We start from the raw sequence: 18,489 nt of genomic DNA on the forward strand, positions 1-18,489 counted from the left end.
CAAGTTACGCGAAATAGAGGCACATTTTACAACGTTTTGTCTCCATTTCTTGTCACCCTCCGAAAACTGAGGGAGACACAGATCGCGAAAAAGACAAGGGAGGAGCGAAAAGCTTCTCCCTTTTTTTGTTTTTGCTTCAAAGCTTCCCCTCATCCGCAAAGCTGTAGTAACCCTGACCCGCTGTGAGAATCAAATGATCCAACAGTTCCATGTCAACATGTTTGCAGGCTTCCTTGACGCGGTTGGTTAATCGGATGTCTGGTTCAGATGGTGTGAGTCTTCCAGAGGGGTGATTGTGTGCCAGAATGATTCCTGATGCAAGTGTTTTTAAACCCATGCTGAGAATCAATTTTGTGTCTGCGACCACCGAGGAGACACCTCCTTGGAAGGCCTTGTAGTATCCGATTACCGTATTCGCTCTATTGAGGTAAAGGATCACAAACTCCTCCCTCGCTTCAATCAGGTCTTGGTCAAATACTTTTTCAAAGATTTTGAAGGCATCTTGACTTGATCTGATTGACCCGTGTGCTGTTTTTTCTTCTGTTCTTCGGTAACTGAGCTTAAGCTCATATAGAAAGTTTTCCATCATGCTTCTCGAAAAAGAAACCCCACCGGTTTAAATCAGTGGGGTTTTCGTTTTAGCTCAAATACCAGAAGTCTGGGTGTGAAGAATCCAGTGCATGTCTGATCCGTTCAGTGAACTCATACCCATTCACCCCACGTTCCAGAAACTTGTCAATGTAGGACTGCTTGTTCGCCCCTGTAAACAGGTTGAAGAACCTCCACAGATCGATAGACCCATTTGAACTCCTACTGAAATTTGCGTCTTGGTAGAAGGACTCCGCGATTCTAGAAACCTGAGTGTCGTTTATCATTAGTTCCGGGATCTCGCTTCTCAGATTTTTGGGGAGAAACTGGTACATCCTACAGCGTCCGATGATTTGAGCAAATTGTTTCTCCTCTAGTTCATAGGCTGTAAGTGAGGCCATGTTTCTCACAAATCCCACTGGGTTAAAACCAGCGATCATCTCAATTGTCTGTTTGTAAAGATCCTCCACAGACCTAACCTTCAGATCGAGTTTCACACCGTCCGTTGAAACACACAGGTTCGTGCAGACCCTATTCTTGAACCCGATAAAGATCTTGAAGTGCTCAAGTCCACCTTTGCAGGCGTTCAAATTGTCTAGATGAAAAGCTTTGACACCTCCCACCGTCAGCTCAAGGAGATTGCCAGAAATCTCATCTTGGATTTCAGGGATGGTGATCATAAACGCCATCCGTTCGAAGTAGATGGTTTTTTCATGATGCAGAAGATCCTGTGCTTTTTTGTGACGTGCTTCATAAACGCGACCTTTTACGGGGTGGGAAACCCTGATGTTTGCATCCGGAAACAGACCAAGACCAAAGCAATCCCGAGCTGCCTGAGATACAGTTTCCACGAATTCACAATGAGAAATCGCAGGTTCATTATCCTTTAGGAACACGGGAATCACATGTGTATCCCGCATTTCACAAAAGTCCACAGCTTCAGTGTTAGCCTCAAGGAAACTGGATTTAGCCGAAACCTCCAAGCTAGTATTTGGTCTTGGTCGGACAGGCAGTCGATCAATGCGCAGTAGTTCCATTTTGTCTGAAGTTTGATTGTGTTCGAAGAGCATTTTTCTGAGAAATGAATTCATCTTTGTACATCGCCTGCAATTCAGGATTCGCGTTGAAAAGCTTAATCAGTTCATCCATGTTTTTACAGGACTGAATCGCATCGATGAAAGAGATGCCTCTTTCAAACTCATCCATGAGTGAGAACGCACCACGGTTCTGAGAGGCAGATTCTCCTTCCATGCACCATTTTAGAATTTTCTGACCAGTTTCTTGGCTGATCAGGAATTCAGGCTGATCCACAAACATACCCGTCCGATCTTTCGATGAAGTAGCTTGGTGCTTGATATTCACATCAAATACAATAGTGAAATCGTATTCCAGACCATCGCGCTGTACTCCCTTCAGACCTACCTTTTCAGGAACCATTTTGCCGTTTTTGTCTGTGAGAACGTAGTCCTGTTTGCTTCTCACAGTCGCGATGACATGGGAGGTAGAAGACAGGATTTTATTGATCAGGGCGTTATGCCGAGGTGTGATCTTGGCCCAGTTGGTGAAGCTGTTTCCAGGCAAGTTGGAGTGAATATCGAGAAGCGTTTCCCACTCGTGTGAGATGCTGTCGATGATTATTGCATCCATACCAGCTTTCTCACAAATTTGGATCGCCTCCACGTATTTCTCAGGAGTCTGCGGTGATCCAACCGAAATCACATTGTACTGACCAAGGCTGGCGTACAAGTCTGCACTCTGGTTTTCGGTGTCGATTACAGCAATTTTTGACCAGTTGCCAGTAAGACCGAAAGCTAGCAAGAGGGAGGAGTAAGTTTTTCCTGATCCGCTTGGACCCTGCAACGCAATTCGGATGCGTGCTTGGGAACGTTTTGATTGACGTAAATCCATGTGTTAATAGTTTAAGTTTACACTGGATTTTTCGGGGGGTAGGAAACTGGGTATGGAAACTCGGGAAGAGAGACCCGGGGGGTAGATCCCCGACTTTTCATTGGCGGGGACTGTTTTCTGGGGTACCTTCCTCGCTTTTGTTTACGTCAAAATTCTGGGTAAGAGACCTGGGGGTTTTGATTGGAAAGATTCTCGGAATTGATAGGGTCAAGTTCTGAGGTGGTACTGATCAATGGATCTCATCGCCAATAAGAACGTCTTGTGGGGAATAATCTTTCCCATCTGAATATTCCTCTCAAAAGGGATCACCTCGTCGAATACCCACGATTCGAATTTCACCGCAGCTGGCAGTTTGGACTTCATCACCAGACGCCAAACATCACGTTCTGGGATTATACTCATTTCCTGAATTCCACTAGAAGTAGGGAGGCGGTGTTTTACAGCCCCCTTGCAATGCTGTTTAACAGCGTCTCTTTCTCTTTTGTACCCCAACAATTCAGCAACATCCTTGGCGACAAACCAAGGCTGATTGTGTTCGTCTAAAAAGATACAGGCGTGGATCTTGGGAGGGGTTATTTTCCTCAAACCGTACCAGTAGCCGAGGTGTAAGAGACCCTGATGTGGGAAAGGAGGACCTGCTGGTATTCCTCTACCCTGGACTTCGACGATCGGTTTTTGCTATTTACTTATAGGGGGCTTTAAAGGTTATAAGTCAGGAGGCAATTTGATTTTGATCGGGAAGGAGAGAGGCCACTTTCGCTTGCTTTCTCACAGTTTTTGTCTTGGGGAAAAGTTGTCTTTCGATGAAACCTTTTGAGCCTGTATATTTTCGGCTGATCCTCTCCATCACTCTTGTGACAAATTTGATGAGGTAAGCTTTAGGGTCCGTTCCCTTCTGGGTCATGATAAAAGGGTTGATCGTGTTATGGCCACGGTGTAGGCATTTGACTGCATTCATCTCTTTTAGGGTTTTGAGCGCTTTTTCAATCGCGACCAATGACGGAACCTTGTCGTTAACTATGAGAGAAAATTCTTGAAATTGAGTAATCTCTCTTTCAGTCCAAATGAAGTCAAGGCTACCTTCCTCCTGCATCACGAGGAGGTATAAAAGCAGGTTTTTGGTGACACCCTCAGTCTGGGTAAGGAAAAGCAGAGATTCTGGTTTCAGTTGAACCGCTCTTTTCGTCATCTTGATCGTCCGATAGTCATCTCCGGTCGTAAATATCCTTTCTTTTTTCTTCTTACCCCCTTCGGTTCCCTTACCCAGAAAGGTGACGCTCCCCGAATCCGGTAGTTCCACGACTGTCATATTCTCTGGGCTCTTTCGGTGGTTTTTGAGGAACTCTTGATACATTCGCAATCTGTTTTCAGAAGTCTCAAAACCCTTGAAGTTACTGGCGGAAGAAGGAAATAACGAGACAATCTCTTGGGTAGTTTCCTTTTTTTGCTCTGATTTCAGCTTAATCATCGTTTCGTATTCTTGTTTCGGTGGTTTAAATGATGTTTTTCGCTTTTTGTGACAAACGGCTAAAAAGAGAAACCATAATCACGATACCCTTACTAGTGTAAAATGAGCCAGTATTCGCACCTCAAACGATTCATCACAGATGTAAAATTCGGTGGAAAAAAGGAGATTTCCATCCCATACGTCACAAGTTGTCACACTGTGTATTTTAATGCGCAGCATCTTTTCTTGCAGCTGAAACCTATGGAGAGATGTTATTTTGACTTCCTGGTGGAATCCTCACAGAAGGATGGATTCGTTTTGCTCGACAAGGTTTTAAAAGATCAGTTTCTGGAACACTTAGTCAAAGTTGGAGGGGGGAAGATAAAGCTTCCATCCCCAAAAGGGCTACACAACACTACCGTCAAGCTGGTAGATCTTGGTCTGTTGATCAGAACTACCAAGAAGGCCGAATATTACATCAACCCGAAGTATGTGTGTGTTACTGCTCCCTCAAAGCGGATGGAATTGATCGAGAAAATGTTTCGACTTGCAGAGCAAGGTCTAATCATACCATCCCCTCTGCTGGACAAGCCAATCGAGGAATATTTTGGTGATCCAGAAAAGTGATTTGGTCTCTTAAGCCGCAGCTGAAACCCCGTTGATAAAAGTCTCCACGAAGTCCATGATTTTGGTTTTTACACGCTCGGCAATGGTCTTTCGTTCGCGAAGTGATGGTCGCTTGGTCATCATTCCGATGATGTCATCTCGAAGAGGTTCCTTCTCTGTGTAAATGAAATCACCGATCACTTGCTCCAACTTTTCAGCGTCTAGAGATTCCTCTTCACTCAGATTTTTGATTGCCTCCACACGCTCTCTTGTCCAGAAGTTTAGGAACTCCTCCGGGATGTCTTCTGAATCTTCGATCACTGGTAGCGTCTGGTTGATGAACTTCTCGATCAGCTCTCGCTTACTCCGAAGCTGGGACTCCCCAACGATTAATTCGACGATCGCTTTCTTCTGTTTTTCTTGTTCTGCAGGAGCTGCGTCTTTCAACTTGGCTAGTAATTTCAAGATGTAACTCACATTGATCTCGTCCCGGTGGATCAACTCGAGCTCAAAGTCCACATCATTCAGGATAGAAACTTTCTCTTTACCCGGCCCTTTGTTGCTATCGTAGATGTCTAAGTACTTGGACTTGTAGTCTTCGAAGTCCTGCTCTGACATCACCAGATCATCGAACTCAAACTCCGTGAACGTGGAGAGCACATTCTTCAGACGCATGATTTCTCGGAAAGCTTTTATGAACTCGAGTTTTTCTACTTCGCTCGGTAGGTCATTTACACTGTCCACTGTAGGCACGACTTCTAGCAACTTTGCCACCGCTTCTTGAAATTTACCCACATAGTCCTCGTAAGGCTGCATGATGATTTCATCCTTTGCGTTGATATTAGAGAAAAGTGTGATTGCATCATCCGTAGCAGATTTCAGATTTCTGAAGCTGACGATATTTCCCTGCGACTTCAGTTCGTTGAGGATTCGATTCGTGCGGGAGTACGCCTGGATCAGTCCGTGATACTTCAAGTTCTTGTCTACATAAAGCGTATTCAGCCACTTGCTGTCAAAGCCTGTGAGAAACATGTTCACCACAAGCAGGATGTCTATCTGCTTTTTCTTTACTCGGTCTGCGAGATCGTTGTAGTACTGGTAAAAAAGTTTACTGTCTTTGGTGTTGTAGTTTGTGGCAAATGTGGTGTTGTAGTCAGCCATGAACTGATCTAGGTATTCACGTGGATGCTTCTTCTCTAACTTGCTGTAGTCGTCTCTTTTCAGGTCTGCAGCTAATCCAAACTCACCTTCTTCCCAGTCTTCTTCAAATTCCTCTCCGTTGTCTATCAGGTCCACATTTGCACCATAGGAGAAGATCGTCGCAATCTTCAGGTTATGCTCACCAGCTTCCTTTTTCTGTTGGAAAAGTTGATAGTATTCAATCAGTGTGGGTACGCTTGATACACAGAAAATAGCTGTGAGAGATCTGTTGTGTGTTTTCCTACCGTGGTTAGTGATGATGTAATCCGCCACATTATTCAGTCGCTGTGGGGCATTCATGACTTCTTCCTCGTCTATTGCCTCCACATTGATGTCCAGAATGTTCTCCCGCTTTTTGAAGGTGCTGATGTATTCCACTGAGAACTTGAGCACATTTTCATCCCGGATGGCATCGGTGATCACATACTTGTGAAGGCAGTCACCAAAAAGCATGGTGGTGGTCCGCTTGCCGTAAGCATTCTTTCCAGCGTTCTCCTCGAAGATCGGAGTGCCGGTAAAACCAAACATCTGAGAACCTTCGAAAAACTTTTTGATGTCTTCGTGAGTCTTGCCAAACTGACTTCTGTGACACTCGTCAAAAATGAAGACAATTCGTTTGTCTTTCAGATCTTCCAGTTGGTTCAAGTGCCTCGTCGTGGTGATGGCTGTATTTAGCTTTTGGATGGTAGTGACGATCAACTTATTGTCACCTGCCAGCTGCTTTACCAAGGTGTTGGTGTTATTGGTGCCGTCAATACTTCCTTTTGCGAAAGCGTTAAACTCTTTGGTCGTTTGATAATCCAGATCTTTTCGATCTACCACAAAAACGACTTTGTGTACCTGTGGCAAATTTGTGAGAATCTGTGCAGCCTTGAAAGAGGTGAGCGTTTTGCCAGAACCTGTAGTGTGCCAGATGTAGCCAAATTTCGGAGTAGTCTTCACTCGATCGATGATTGCCTCCACCGCATAAAACTGGTAAGGTCTCAGTACCATCAAGGTTTTCTGAGTTTCATTCAGCACCACATATTTGGTAATTATCTTCGAGATATGGCACGGCTCTAGGAAAATATCAGCAAACTCAGATAGCTGGGTGATCAGCTTGTTCTTGATGTCAGACCAGTAAAATGTCTGCTTGAAAGATCTGTCCTTCAGCGGTGCATTTGCATAGTACTTCGTATTCACCCCATTGGAGATGACGAAGACTTGGATGAACTGGAAAAGACCTTGTCCTGCTCCGTAGGAATGTATGCTGTATCGATCAGTCTGTCTGAAAGCCTCTTTCAACTCTAGTCCTCTTCGCTTCAGTTCGATCTGAACCAAAGGAAGACCGTTGATCAGGATCGTTACATCGTATCGGTTCTTGTATTTCCCCTCCATGCTCACCTGTTGGGTGACCTGAAAGCGATTCTGACACCAGTGGATTTGGTTGATCAGTTCGATGGTGCGGTGTTCTCCATTATCATCTAAGTAGGGGACACGATCTCTGAGAATCTTGGCGCGCTCGAAGATGTTTCCCTTGTTGATGAAATTCAGGATCTGCTTGAAATCTCCATCGCTGAGTTTCACTTTATTCTGTTTCTCCAGTTGGGATTTGAGGTTCAGAAGCAGGTCAACTTCACCTTTGATGATGACTTGTTTGTAGCCGAGCTTAGTCAGCTGAATCAAAAGGTTGTTTTCTAAAGCTTGTTCTGGTTGTATGGTCATCTACTGGTAAAAAAGTCACCCGAGAGTAGATCTTAAAGTATGCTACTTAGGTTCTGTTGATACTAAGATGTGGATTTAGTTGATTAGAAGCAAGTACTCGGTTTGAAGTGGTCAAAAATACATAGGGTTTAAACCCTGTAGGTGTAAACGCATTATGTTTATGTGTTTTAGCTTTTCCAAAGAGCCTCTTTTTGCCATTTTGGTTTCATCCCAAGTGCATCGGGATCAACATTTGGGTATTTCTCAAAAAGATGTTCGAGCTTTTCAGTAAGACGATTTCCAGGTGTAACCACATTCAAAAGGTATTTCATAAGACATAAATGCACATAAAGTTTTTGAAACTCATGTTGTTTGGGAACTTCTTTGACCCAAGCAAAAGGGGGTTTTGGTAATAACTTCACTGTTCCAGGAAGATTTCTGTTCCATAGCCTAGCGTGATGCGCACAATAATTGCGAATTTGAGCAATTGATTGAAGCCAGCTTGGAAGATATGTGTGATTAACTGCTCCATATTCTTTTGCAATAATGTCCTTTGCCTCAATAGTGTTCCTAAGGTTTCCGTACAACTTGGAAAGTGTGCCAAAGCTAGTATGCTCCAAGGTTTTCCATGCTGGAGGGAATCGACCATCATCTTTGTGTTTCCTGAAGTGTTCCTTAATTGGGCTGTCTTTTGTTCTTGTAATTTCTTCTTCAAGGCTAGAGAGCGTTTTTACTAATGCTAGATTGTCTGTGAAGAGCGTAAAGTCTTGAAACCACCAAGGATCGAACTCATGGGAAAGGTGGTAGATCAACTTCGTTCGAAGACTTATTTCAAGTTTTTCGATGGTATCGAAGATTAAAAGTCTCAATTCTCTATCGAAGCAATACAGAGCTATCACATCTGAAAATTTACTTTCGGGTTTGAAGGTGTGGTTTTTCTTTTCCGATTGCATGCAATGCCAGTATTCTCCCAGTCGGTAATAACTAATATGCGATAGATAGTGTGTAGCATCTTTTTCAGACTCAATGTTGAGTCCTCGGTGCTTCAACAGCGCAATTTGCTGTTCGATCGTGGTGGGCTTCTTTTCAAACATTGAACTAAAAATACGACCAAAAAGCCCAAAAAAGCAAAAGACACGCCCTGGGACGCTGTTCAAGTGGGTAGCGTGGCGTGTACTGTTGATGCAAATATAAGGTAATTATTTGAGTTGGCGAAAAACTTGTCAACATTTTGTCAACACCTAGTCCCTATTATAAAGCCACAGCTCATACGCTGCAATAGAGTCAAAACCCTCTTCTGAAGCCCTACTTTTTGCTAGGCTAATTACCTTCAGGTATTCTGATTCGTCCGTCCAACTAGTCCATGGAAGCGGAGATTTGATTCCCATTTTTAGCTGAATCAACCTGTCAACTGGAAAATGGGGCGGAGTAGAGGCTGTTCCAAGACTCCATCTGTATTTGAGAAAAAGGTTGAGTATCTTCTGTGCACGACCAAAGTTGAGGTGATCATCTTCAAGAATTTCACGATGTCCTTCACTGTGAGTAATGAGTTGTTGGATATTCTCGAGATGCCTTTTCTCAGTTGGAGTGTCATTTTGGTACTCTCGGACTATCAGATCGCAGGTGAACCTAAATAGATTAAGTTTAAATCTCTCTTTCTCCTTCTCAGTCTTGCCGTTTTTATAAATAGCTGTACCCCTGCTTAGGGCCGCCCTCATGGTTGAGTTCCAAAGCTGCTGGTCAAGAAACCTTTTTTGGTTTATATTCATTTGATTTACTTCAAAAGCCGGGACAAAATTTTCAAACTTTCTTTTGGCTGACTGGAGGCCTTAGGGTCGGTTCTCGGGATGCCTTTGGCTGGCTTTACCCTGTTTTCTTGATCAACCAATCTACTAGTCCCGCAGAAATAGCAAGCTCAGCGAGTTTGTCGCTGAAGTATAAAATCGTACCAGTTTGAGGCTTCAAGTCCTTTAGTCCTTTTTCTGGGCGAGGGCATACGTAGAAAACCTTTTGGTAGTCTTTCCGAAAACCTTCCAGCTCCTTTTCGTAATCCAAAAATTCATCGAGGTTGGACTTGGCTTTGACTTGAACCACCCCTCGCTCCCCTGTGACAGTGGATTCCAAGTCTAGATCGATTGTTTTTTCTTGTTTGCCAAGGTAGCTGACTCTCCTCCACCCAGATTGCCGAAATACCAGATCAACAAAAAGCTCCAAATCGTTCCAATATAACTTTTGAATAAGTCCGCCAATTTTGTTCTGAAGCTCTGATGTTAAAGCCTTGATTTCTTCGGCTTCTTCTGAAAGCTGGCCGGTAATTTTCCGTAGAACATACTCCTTAGGGACTGAACAAATGGTGCCGCGATATGCCTTTGTAGTCAAAAGCTCACCAGACAGGTTTCCGAAAAGAAGTTTATTTCCAAGAATATCCTTGTCTGACCATGTTCCAATCACTCGTTTTGATTTCAGGTTCTGATCTTCAACCGTAATTTCTTTTTCAGTTCTACACCACCAAAGTTTGTTATCATGAAAAGTAATCCATACGGTGTTTTCATCGGCCTCATAGAAAGTTCTTACCTGACGGGTATGGTTGCTTGCCGAACCTGGTTTGTGATTTTTCTCAAAGAATTTTTGAACAGATTTCCACTCATCATTCAAAACGCATAATTCGTGAGGAACTTCACGGTAGTCAAGAATTATCAGGTTTGGATCCGATTGGAAACACCGATCCACAAATTCACCACCCTGGCCTAGTTTGATATAGTAAGTGGGATTTGCCTCAAATGGAGGTTGATTGATTAGGTATTTCTGCATGGCTCTTATTCTCCAAATTTATATTGGGGATCAACCCAAGGTAAAGTCCAATTTAGCTTCTCCGACAGCGCAAATAATTGGTGATGCTCTTGAAGGAAGCTCCATAAAATTTCGTTCTTTCCTGATTGATCATGCATCACAACAGCATTTTCGAATGAGTTGGTAGCATTGTATGTTAAGTTGAAAGAACCAGTCCAAACAGCTGTTGGCTTATACCTTATCATCACACCCTCTTCGTCGTAAGATGCTCTGCAGAACACAAGGAATTTATTGTGAGCTCTTGGAAATGCAGCTTGCTTGGCTGAGTTATGGTTTCCCAAGCAACGAATAGGGTCTACCGTTGGGTCGCCACATATACTCAATTGCCCGATTGTTGAGGCACATTGGTATCTATCATGGATGAATTTTAGATTGCTGTAGAGCTTCTGTAACCGATCTATGAAATTGCCAGGCAGTTTATTCATATCAGGCCTTAAGAAGTCTTCTTTTTGAACTATGATTTGTACCGCTAGACATTCAGCGAGGGCGAGTAAAATAGGCTCAGAAGTAAGCCAAGCGACACATCCGAATACAACTCCTCCTCTGTAATCATTGATAAGCTCTATAAGCCTTGGTTCAAGACCCCTAAATAAAACTTCTACCTCATCAAACTGTGGTTTCTTAACCCTTTTCGAAAAGTTCTGAAGATTTAAGGATTCTCCATGTGCAGGGATTTTGAGCTCATTTAGATTCATTTTTCTGTAATTTTTTGTTCAGACTTTTTGACTAAAAAGATGATCGTTTCGATCAGGTGTTGGTTGACGGAGTATTTTTGCATGAGATTATTTTTCCAAGATTAAGATGCCATCGGAAATTTTTCCCTGAACTGTTGATTTTTGCTTCATTCGGGAGGTTAAGTCTGACTCTGAAATCTTCCAATTTTCCCAAAAAAGACTGGAGACTTTGAGCTTTGAACGGCTTGGCAGAAAGTTAATTTGATTATTTAGGTTGTTTAATTCGAAGGAAACCATCGTCTTTCCTTTTGAGCTTTTGATGTATTTTAGGGGTTTTAACTCAACTTTCTTTGCCTCCACCCCTGTGGACGGGTAAAAAATGTTGATTTCCCTTTGGTCTTCAGGAACCACGGCTCTAGTTCTAGCAATCCCGATTGTGGCTAATCTGTCTTCGTTTTTCTCAAGTGCATACTTTGAAAAGCTAAAGTCTCTAAAGCCAGAGTACTTTATATCCTCAAAGTTGACATCAGGGATCCAGTAATTCTCCAGCTCTTCTCTATCGATATCCGCATAGTGTGCAACAAACCCTTGATTCCCGAACCGGTTGATTACCTTTAAAGAAGAAAGGAAATCAATGTCTTCGATCGCATAGGAAGTGCTTTCAAGCATCCAGTTTATATAGCTCGGTGAGAATAGGTAGATAATGCCGAGTTCAATTCCTCTATATTTTCCGAACGGTAATTTAGTTGTGGCATTTAGAGACATAGCGATTGGGGTTTAGTGGGTGTTTTTTTGAACGTTTAATATTTAGGATAATTAATTTTTTGGAGTAAACAGTTTGGTTCTCTTCTCTAAAGCTTTGTGAAATGTTGTCTCACTATGAGCTTTTTGGGAGCTTGATTTTGTGTAAAGGAATCATACAAGGCACGGAGTTTTTTGTCGTTTAGGTTTTTTCACACAAACATCTGTTGTAGCAGTCCCTTCTTCCAGATCTGTGTTTGGGTGATTTTCATAGTTAGTTGCCTTTGAACCAAGTCGATCTTAGACAAAAAAACAGCTATTTTCTCCTGTTCTTGTGGTGATGGTAAGTTTATTGTCAGTCCCTCAATATTTTTTTTATTGATACCAATCTGAGCAGCACCGCCAGCAAACGAAAAAATTTGGTTTTTTTCGTTTTGAAGTACTTGGAACATAAAGTAAGAGTCAAACCGTTTACTCGGTAAGATCCCGGCAACTGATTGGTTACCGCAGCATTCAAACGTGAGTAGCCCTGTTTTTCCTAAAGTTGCCCCGGTCATGGCTAATAAGACCGTTCCTTTAGGCATCATGATAGTTGAGCTGTTTTTTAAGCCTGAGTGGGTTATGTGCTTTGTGGGAAAAGAAACATAATCATCTTTTAGTTCTCCTGAACCAATCCAGCCAATGTTACCGCCCCAATATTCTTTTTGAGTTGTAGAAGGGGTGCCACCAACCACAATATCTCCCACCTCCCCCAACTTCTTCTCTTCCCAGTCCGGGAACTCCGAGCCATCGTCTTGTTTGAAGCGGATCTGGCGGGAGAAGATTTGCTGCATCACGCCCTTTTTGTAGGCCTCCAATTTCTCCTTTTTCTGCTCCAGCAACTCAATTCTCCTGTCCACCGCTGTCAGAAATGTGGCGATCTTTTGCTGCTCGGGAAGGGAGGGGATTTCAGCTTTAGTTTCTCTGATAGTTTTTAGTGAAAGGTTCTTGATCGTGGATCCTGTCAACTCTGAACTAAAAAAGTTTCTTATAGAACTCGTTTGAAGAAGATAGAAGCCAAAGGGTAAGCTGAAGTCTTCACTAAAAGAAATGTAGGCTGCACTTTTTCCGAGAAGGATCTGCTCTCCACGATAATAAGCTAGGTTTCCAATTGTACCGTTAATTGAAAGCAAAAGAGATCTCTCTCCTAAGTGTTTTTTGTGTTTTTTATATTCGTTGTCCCCAACTCTTTTTGTAGTATCTGTGATTTGCAGAATACCCTGACTAAGATTGTTGCCGTTAATGAACGGGTAATCGCCATTTTCATCATATTTGGGAGTTCCATGAAGGCCATCACCAATTTTGTCACAAATTTCCTCAAGCCTTTTCGTATTAAAAGCCGCCGAAAACCCAGGAAATCTCAACTTCGGTACATTTCTTTTCTTGCCCATCATTAAAAAGGTGTTTGGATTCCGAGTTCCTTACAGAATCCGATCAGAGAAACTTGGTTGGACTTCAGTTCAGAGTCCAGCTCTACTAGTTCGGCAGATACTGCATCCAGATCGATGGCATCTTCTTCCTCGAAGGTGTCCACATAGCGAGGGATATTCAGGTTGTAGTCGTTTTCGGCAATCTCGGCCAGTGAGGCGACGTAGCTGTATTTGTCCAGCGTTTCCCGTTTGCGGTAGGTCTCCACGATCAGCTCCACATCTTCCTCGCGGAGTTCATTCTGATTTCCCACCTTGATAAAGTGATCCGCTCCACTGGCGTCGATAAAGACGATGTTGTCATCCTGCTCCCGGCATTTCTTCAGTACCACGATGCAGGTTGGGATGGAAGTTCCGTAGAAGATATTGGCCGGAAGACCGATTACGGCATCGAGCACGTTCATCTCCTTGATCAGATATTCTCTGATCGTGCCTTCAGCTCCTCCACGGAAAAGTACCCCGTGTGGAAATACACTGGCCATGATGCCATTGTCCGCCAGTTGGTGGAGCATGTGTTGCATGAAAGCAAAGTCTGCCTTGGTCTTCGGGGCAAGTCTTCCGTATTGGCTGAATCGCTCGTCATTGCTGTAGAGTGGATTGTCATCTCCCTTCCAGTGTGCCGAGAAAGGTGGGTTGGCCACGATGGCTTCGAATCTACGATCCAAGTGCATGGGATTCTCCAGCGTGTCCTCCTGTCGGATGTTGAATTCCCGATAGTGTACGTCATGGAGAATCATGTTCATCCGCGCCAAGTTGTAGGTGGTTCGGTTGAGTTCCTGTCCGTAGAATTCTGCCACATCCGCTTCCTTAGCTACCCGAAGTAGGAGGGAGCCGGATCCGCAGGTCGGGTCATAGACGGATTTGATTTTGCTTTTGTCTGTGGTGACCAGCTTGGCCAAGATCTTTGAGACTTGCTGCGGAGTATAGAATTCCCCTGCTGACTTGCCAGCTCCTGCAGCAAACTTGCCGATCAGGTATTCATAGGCATCCCCGAGTACATCAGACTCGATGTCTTCCAGTTTGAAGTCGATCTTGTCGAGGTAGCTGAGGATTTGTGAGATCACCGTGTTTCTGGCAGCGACGGTCCGACCGATTTTGGTAGAGTTGAGATCCAGATCTTCGAAGAGCGCGTTGAAATCCTCTTCAGATTCTGTCCCCATGGTGCTCTGCTCGATGTGATTTAAAACCGCTTTGAGATCTTCCAGAATGTAGTTGCTTTCGGATTCGGTGTTCGCATTCCCTCGGGCTGCTAGGGCAGAGAAGAGCTCCGTTGGAAGCAGGAAGTAACCGAGTGTTTCCAGAGATTCCTCCTTGATGGCATCCAAGAGTTCGGGATCTGTCAGTTTGGTGAAGTCAGTCACCGCTTCTCCTACCAAGAGCGTATTGGCGTAGATCAACTGTTTTTCTGAGAGGTATTTGTAGAAAATAAATCCGAGGATGTAGTCACGGTAATCGTCCGCGGAAATTTTGCCGCGCAGTAAGTTTGCGATTCCCCAGAGTTGAGTTTCCAGTTGGCGTTTTTGATCTTCAGACATAAGTGGTTTTAATCTGACGTGAGTGTATAGAGAATTTTAGGAGTAAGCTCATTATCAAAATCTCCAATTTAGGATTTTGTCAAAATTCGCTATTAGATAGCCAACTATAAATACTCCCGCCATAACGTAAAGACTGATTTTGGTGTCTCGATCCATGCTCGAACCTTTTGGCGTAACGTTTTGCTTCCGTTTTTGCTCGGGATTAGATCTTGGTTGGTTAAAGCTCTGGCTTGAAGTTGAAGCACTAACTTTTTTATTTTTGTCGGCTAGCTGGGATAAGTAGTACTCATATTGAAATGATGGTAGTTCAGTCTTGTTGATGAAAATGTTAATCGGTCTAAAATCAGATTTTTGAGTTAGCATCACAGCACTGTCCAAAAACGCAACTTCGTAGACTTCCACGTGGTCCCCATATTCCAAGATGAGCCGATTTGTGTTTGGGGATACTTCCCATTTTCCCCACATAGCATTTCCACTGATTATTGAAAGCAGTCTATCATCTTTGAAAAACTCCAACTCCATAAGTGGTCTTCGGTGTTGATCAACTAAGACCCAAGATTTACCAATGTAGTTGCTCTTTTTGTCAAATCGCTTACTGAACTTGGAGAGTGTTTTGGAAATAGTGTCAAGATTCATGAAGAAAATGTTGGGATGGAGTTTTCATTGTAGAAGGTTGTAGAAAAATGGTGTTTAAAAATAGGTTTTTCGTTTGAAAAGCAAAGCACCGACCAAAGAAAAAGCCCACTTTTTTTGCGGGCTGGTAACTTTGATGAAGGTCAAAGTATTTGGTATTCTCCGGCATCCTGCCAATGATTGACGATGAAATCAGTGAAGTTTCCAACTACCCCTTTTCTTGCGCCTCTTGAAGGTGATCTAAGTTTTTTGATTTGGATGTCTCGCTCCGGGTGATTTGCAACCCATTCGAATGTTGGCTGGAATAAAATATTCCATGGATTAGGAAGGGTTTTTCTAGTAAGGCAGATCTGCTGGATACTTTGATGCTCTTCTAACAGGGCAGGAATGTCAGTAAGTTCAATGCCAAATTCAGTAAGTTGGTCATCCGCAAAGTTTTGTATCATTTCGACATGAAGAGGATTATTCTCATCCGCATCATTTAGAGAGTTAATAATGTCTGTAATACCGATATGGTTGTCTCTGCAGAAGTTTTTCCAATCCTCTGGAGTTCCTGGAATTAGACTATGGCCTGTATGAATTGTTGGTAAAATTCCCCAGAAATCGTTCCTGGCAGTTCGTCCATAAAACCATTCCGCGTTGTTGTTTGGAAAAATCCATGCTGGATTAAAAGTGCCAATAAAAAGTGTTCGAACTTCCCAGTCCACATATTGAAGTTGGAGATCATTAATAAATCTGTGATCACATGGCATAAGCGGCTGTTTTAGAGTTTTTGTTTTACTGAAAAGCTTCCTTTGATTGGGATTTTGACTGGAGCGGGAGTTCCATTCTTGTATACCTCACCTACGAAACTACCCTCCAAAAGCTGTTCTGGAATACTTTTCTTTGTGATTGCTACAGTGCCTGAAGTTGGAGTGGGGGTACTATTGTTTCCTCCATACCAATAATGGGAGGTGTAGCTACCAGAAGGAAGTGAGATGGATTCGATTTGCTCAAGGGGGTTTGATCCTAAATCATCTTTGAAAGACATGTGCACATAGAAAGGCGTAATGCAAGGTGGAGATATGCAATCGGTTTGAATTTGTGCGTTGAATCCGCCTTGGTACACCAACAACATCTCCGAATCTGGAAGATCCCGCGAGAACTCTTGTTTGAAGACTTTTCCTTCTACTTCAACCTCGAAAAAGTACGTTAATTCTACAGGAGTTGACTCCTCTGTACAGGAAGTAAGAGTAAAAAAATGCGAGACAGAATAGGAATAGGACGTTCTTCATGAAAATTGCGGATAGTTAAAAATCAAACGATGATAGTAGTAGATTTTTGATTTTGCAATAGGCAAAAGCTCCGTGTCTCTAAAGACATGTTTAACAATTTCAAAATCAGCGAGATATTTTTTTTAAACAGCGCTTATTACACAGTTGGCACCTGAAGATCTCCTTTGCTTTTTGATTCCTCCCTACAAATACACATTTAACTGATCCTGCTCATAGTTCTCGATTAAGATCTTTCGACATTGATCGTTAGCGAAAAAGAAACCCCGAGAAGTTTTCCCCGGGGTAAAATGACTTCCTATATTGAGGACTCCTTTACCTAGATTAAAGGTTCTCGTTAGCTAGATCAATATCTGAACTCGAAAAACTGTCCAGATATACCTGAGTTGTTCTGGTGTCAGCATGTCCTAGAGCTGCCGAGATCAGAGAAATCGGAGCGTTGTGATTCATCAAAACTGTTGCATACGTGTGACGTGCTGTATAAAAAGTCAGAAGCTTCACTTGCACTGCGTCATAGTTGAGGTGTTCTTTCGCCAATTTTCGTATATGGGCATTGATAACCTTTCCTCGTTGTTTTCGCACCTTAGATTGCTGTGTCAAATTCTTCATTTGTCTTTCAGTCAGATCATCGTAAGTTCTGAACACCAGTGATTTTGCGGCAGAGTTCCTGATCTGACCAGATTCGAGTTTTTTAGAAAGGATTTCCTGTTGTTTCTCGAGAAGTCTGCCGATAGTCTCAGGTTTGATTCTGATGTTGAAAAGATCCATCGTCTTTCCTCTTGAGTAGTAGATTCTTCCCTCCACGATGTTTTTGTCCCAGCGGAGCAAACACATGTCTTTTAGATTCATCCCCTGACAGAAATAGGAAAACAGGAACATATCTCTGGACTCCTCTACAAAAGGATTTTTGCTGAGATCCAGATTTGCCAAAACCCTCATTTCCTCCTGCTTGATGGCTTTTTTGGGTGTTCGAGCGGACTTGACTTTAAAACCCACTCTGGGATCTTCTTCAGGTTTGACCAGTTTTCTACTTATCGCTCTGCCGTACACTGCCGACATAGAGCGGAGGTAAATTCCGATTCCGTTTGTAGTCTGTCCTGACTGTACCATGAAGATGCGGAATTTCTCAAAGGTGTGTTGGCTGATCTGACGAATGGGAATCGGACGATCCTTCATGAACTTTCGGAATTTGTTCAGTGCGTTCTCATAAGAGTCTGCCGTTCCATTACGGTTCTCTGCCCGAAGGTCTTTGATCACTGATTCCCAAAAGCTGAGAAAATTCTCACCACTTTGAGTTGGTGATGATTCTGAGAATTCCAGAGAGAACAAATCAAAGTCGAACTCATCATGAAGGACTAGGATTTTCTTGACGATCTCTTTTGCTTTTTCCAGTAGACCTTGAACTTTCTTGTTGTCTCTTGCTCTTCCGAGGATTGACGAAGAATCTTCATCCCAGTCTTTTTCACTGATAGCTACCCCTGTCCGGAAGTAGCGACGTTTTTTGTCTGAATAAATTCGGATGACCACGGGCAATTTTCCATCTTTGGTCGGCTTCCATCTCTGGAGGATTAGGTTTGTTTGTGTGACACTCATCTTTTTGTGGGTTTACCGACTCAAACATGAATCCGTATCCCTAACCGACTCCCATTAGAAGCGACGAAAAAGCGTTGTTTTGTCACCTTTTCGTGTCACCCACACATTTTTTAAATGTGCGGTAACTCATCTGAGTATAACGTAAATCATTGATAGTCAGATTTGCATTCCAATATGGCTTCGTAGCTCAACTGAATAGAGCACCTGATTACGGCTCAGGAGGTTTCAAGTTTGAATCTTGACGAGGTCACAAAGCTCAACTTCACGGTTGAGCTTTTTCTATGTTTATTTAAA

General features: G+C 43.0%; 18 protein-coding genes and 1 tRNA gene. 2 read left to right on the top strand and 17 right to left on the bottom strand.

The window, feature by feature from the left end; genetic code table 11:
* Positions 1-136: 136 nt before the first annotated feature.
* The 5 genes from P8O16_RS06885 to P8O16_RS06905 form a co-directional block, all read right to left on the bottom strand.
* Positions 137-589 carry a JAB domain-containing protein gene (locus P8O16_RS06885; RefSeq protein ID WP_300312415.1) on the bottom strand — a complete coding sequence of 151 codons (453 nt, stop codon included), beginning with the start codon at positions 587-589 and terminating at the stop codon, positions 137-139.
* A 49-nt stretch (positions 590-638) separates the two neighbouring features.
* On the bottom strand, positions 639-1,625 hold the full coding sequence (locus tag P8O16_RS06890) for a DUF3871 family protein (RefSeq protein ID WP_300312417.1): 987 nt from the start codon (positions 1,623-1,625) through the stop codon (positions 639-641).
* Positions 1,606-2,496 (bottom strand): AAA family ATPase, encoded by an 891-nt coding sequence (locus tag P8O16_RS06895; protein ID WP_300312419.1) that lies wholly within the window; start codon positions 2,494-2,496, stop codon positions 1,606-1,608. The genes P8O16_RS06890 and P8O16_RS06895 overlap by 20 nt, the downstream gene beginning before the upstream one ends.
* A 207-nt stretch (positions 2,497-2,703) precedes the next feature.
* Positions 2,704-3,081 (bottom strand): Bro-N domain-containing protein, encoded by a 378-nt coding sequence (locus P8O16_RS06900; protein WP_300312421.1) that lies wholly within the window; start codon positions 3,079-3,081, stop codon positions 2,704-2,706.
* A 127-nt stretch (positions 3,082-3,208) separates the two neighbouring features.
* Positions 3,209-3,964, bottom strand: a complete 756-nt coding sequence (locus P8O16_RS06905) for a hypothetical protein (RefSeq protein ID WP_300312423.1) — start codon at positions 3,962-3,964, stop codon at positions 3,209-3,211.
* Between the two features lie 102 nt (positions 3,965-4,066).
* On the opposite strand from P8O16_RS06905, the gene P8O16_RS06910 reads away from it, so the two are divergent.
* Entirely contained in the window at positions 4,067-4,570 is a 504-nt protein-coding gene (locus tag P8O16_RS06910) for a hypothetical protein (RefSeq protein WP_300312425.1), read from the top strand.
* A gap of 9 nt (positions 4,571-4,579) precedes the next feature.
* Here P8O16_RS06910 and P8O16_RS06915 read toward each other — a convergent pair whose 3' ends face one another.
* The 12 genes from P8O16_RS06915 to P8O16_RS06970 form a co-directional block, all read right to left on the bottom strand.
* A complete protein-coding gene (locus tag P8O16_RS06915; RefSeq protein ID WP_300312428.1) occupies positions 4,580-7,453 on the bottom strand; it encodes a type I restriction endonuclease subunit R in 2,874 nt (957 codons plus the stop codon).
* A 167-nt stretch (positions 7,454-7,620) separates the two neighbouring features.
* On the bottom strand, positions 7,621-8,526 hold the full coding sequence (locus P8O16_RS06920) for an Abi family protein (RefSeq protein ID WP_300312430.1): 906 nt from the start codon (positions 8,524-8,526) through the stop codon (positions 7,621-7,623).
* A gap of 147 nt (positions 8,527-8,673) precedes the next feature.
* Complete coding sequence (locus P8O16_RS06925; RefSeq protein ID WP_300312432.1) at positions 8,674-9,150, bottom strand: hypothetical protein; 477 nt, start codon at positions 9,148-9,150, stop codon at positions 8,674-8,676.
* A gap of 145 nt (positions 9,151-9,295) precedes the next feature.
* On the bottom strand, positions 9,296-10,243 hold the full coding sequence (locus P8O16_RS06930) for a hypothetical protein (RefSeq protein WP_300312434.1): 948 nt from the start codon (positions 10,241-10,243) through the stop codon (positions 9,296-9,298).
* Positions 10,244-10,248: 5 nt separating this feature from the next.
* Positions 10,249-10,977, bottom strand: a complete 729-nt coding sequence (locus P8O16_RS06935; RefSeq protein WP_300312436.1) for a hypothetical protein — start codon at positions 10,975-10,977, stop codon at positions 10,249-10,251.
* Positions 10,978-11,064: 87 nt separating this feature from the next.
* A complete protein-coding gene (locus P8O16_RS06940; RefSeq protein ID WP_300312439.1) occupies positions 11,065-11,721 on the bottom strand; it encodes a hypothetical protein in 657 nt (218 codons plus the stop codon).
* A 188-nt stretch (positions 11,722-11,909) separates the two neighbouring features.
* Positions 11,910-13,130, bottom strand: coding sequence for a restriction endonuclease subunit S (locus P8O16_RS06945; RefSeq protein ID WP_300312441.1), 1,221 nt, complete (start codon positions 13,128-13,130; stop codon positions 11,910-11,912).
* Positions 13,130-14,698, bottom strand: a complete 1,569-nt coding sequence (locus P8O16_RS06950) for a type I restriction-modification system subunit M (protein ID WP_300312444.1) — start codon at positions 14,696-14,698, stop codon at positions 13,130-13,132. Before P8O16_RS06950 ends, P8O16_RS06945 begins: the two co-directional genes overlap by 1 nt.
* A 54-nt stretch (positions 14,699-14,752) precedes the next feature.
* On the bottom strand, positions 14,753-15,334 hold the full coding sequence (locus P8O16_RS06955; RefSeq protein WP_300312446.1) for a hypothetical protein: 582 nt from the start codon (positions 15,332-15,334) through the stop codon (positions 14,753-14,755).
* Positions 15,335-15,474: 140 nt separating this feature from the next.
* On the bottom strand, positions 15,475-16,083 hold the full coding sequence (locus P8O16_RS06960; RefSeq protein ID WP_300312449.1) for a hypothetical protein: 609 nt from the start codon (positions 16,081-16,083) through the stop codon (positions 15,475-15,477).
* Between the two features lie 11 nt (positions 16,084-16,094).
* Positions 16,095-16,448 carry a hypothetical protein gene (locus P8O16_RS06965; protein WP_300312452.1) on the bottom strand — a complete coding sequence of 118 codons (354 nt, stop codon included), beginning with the start codon at positions 16,446-16,448 and terminating at the stop codon, positions 16,095-16,097.
* Positions 16,449-16,926: 478 nt separating this feature from the next.
* The gene (locus P8O16_RS06970) at positions 16,927-18,195 is read right to left on the bottom strand and encodes a site-specific integrase (protein ID WP_300312454.1); all 1,269 of its coding nucleotides are present in this window, start codon (positions 18,193-18,195) and stop codon (positions 16,927-16,929) included.
* Between the two features lie 176 nt (positions 18,196-18,371).
* Here P8O16_RS06970 and P8O16_RS06975 point away from each other — a divergent pair.
* Positions 18,372-18,445: transfer RNA gene (locus P8O16_RS06975), tRNA-Arg, on the top strand.
* Positions 18,446-18,489: the final 44 nt, after the last annotated feature.

Origin of the sequence: Algoriphagus sp. (genome assembly GCF_029254265.1) — a bacterium.
In the GTDB taxonomy this organism is placed as follows: Bacteria; Bacteroidota; Bacteroidia; order Cytophagales; family Cyclobacteriaceae; genus Algoriphagus.

Excerpts from the sequence above, each read along its gene's own strand:
- P8O16_RS06885 (WP_300312415.1), bottom strand. The coding sequence starts at position 589 with ATGATGGAAAACTTTCTATATGAGCTTAAGCTCAGTTACCGAAGAACA.
- P8O16_RS06890 (WP_300312417.1), bottom strand. The coding sequence starts at position 1,625 with ATGGAACTACTGCGCATTGATCGACTGCCTGTCCGACCAAGACCAAAT.
- P8O16_RS06895 (WP_300312419.1), bottom strand. The coding sequence starts at position 2,496 with ATGGATTTACGTCAATCAAAACGTTCCCAAGCACGCATCCGAATTGCG.
- P8O16_RS06905 (WP_300312423.1), bottom strand. The coding sequence starts at position 3,964 with ATGATTAAGCTGAAATCAGAGCAAAAAAAGGAAACTACCCAAGAGATT.
- P8O16_RS06910 (WP_300312425.1), top strand. The coding sequence starts at position 4,067 with ATGAGCCAGTATTCGCACCTCAAACGATTCATCACAGATGTAAAATTC.
- P8O16_RS06915 (WP_300312428.1), bottom strand. The coding sequence starts at position 7,453 with ATGACCATACAACCAGAACAAGCTTTAGAAAACAACCTTTTGATTCAG.
- P8O16_RS06920 (WP_300312430.1), bottom strand. The coding sequence starts at position 8,526 with ATGTTTGAAAAGAAGCCCACCACGATCGAACAGCAAATTGCGCTGTTG.
- P8O16_RS06925 (WP_300312432.1), bottom strand. The coding sequence starts at position 9,150 with ATGAGGGCGGCCCTAAGCAGGGGTACAGCTATTTATAAAAACGGCAAG.
- P8O16_RS06930 (WP_300312434.1), bottom strand. The coding sequence starts at position 10,243 with ATGCAGAAATACCTAATCAATCAACCTCCATTTGAGGCAAATCCCACT.
- P8O16_RS06935 (WP_300312436.1), bottom strand. The coding sequence starts at position 10,977 with ATGAATCTAAATGAGCTCAAAATCCCTGCACATGGAGAATCCTTAAAT.
- P8O16_RS06940 (WP_300312439.1), bottom strand. The coding sequence starts at position 11,721 with ATGTCTCTAAATGCCACAACTAAATTACCGTTCGGAAAATATAGAGGA.
- P8O16_RS06945 (WP_300312441.1), bottom strand. The coding sequence starts at position 13,130 with ATGATGGGCAAGAAAAGAAATGTACCGAAGTTGAGATTTCCTGGGTTT.
- P8O16_RS06950 (WP_300312444.1), bottom strand. The coding sequence starts at position 14,698 with ATGTCTGAAGATCAAAAACGCCAACTGGAAACTCAACTCTGGGGAATC.
- P8O16_RS06955 (WP_300312446.1), bottom strand. The coding sequence starts at position 15,334 with ATGAATCTTGACACTATTTCCAAAACACTCTCCAAGTTCAGTAAGCGA.
- P8O16_RS06960 (WP_300312449.1), bottom strand. The coding sequence starts at position 16,083 with ATGCCATGTGATCACAGATTTATTAATGATCTCCAACTTCAATATGTG.
- P8O16_RS06965 (WP_300312452.1), bottom strand. The coding sequence starts at position 16,448 with ATGTTGTTGGTGTACCAAGGCGGATTCAACGCACAAATTCAAACCGAT.
- P8O16_RS06970 (WP_300312454.1), bottom strand. The coding sequence starts at position 18,195 with ATGAGTGTCACACAAACAAACCTAATCCTCCAGAGATGGAAGCCGACC.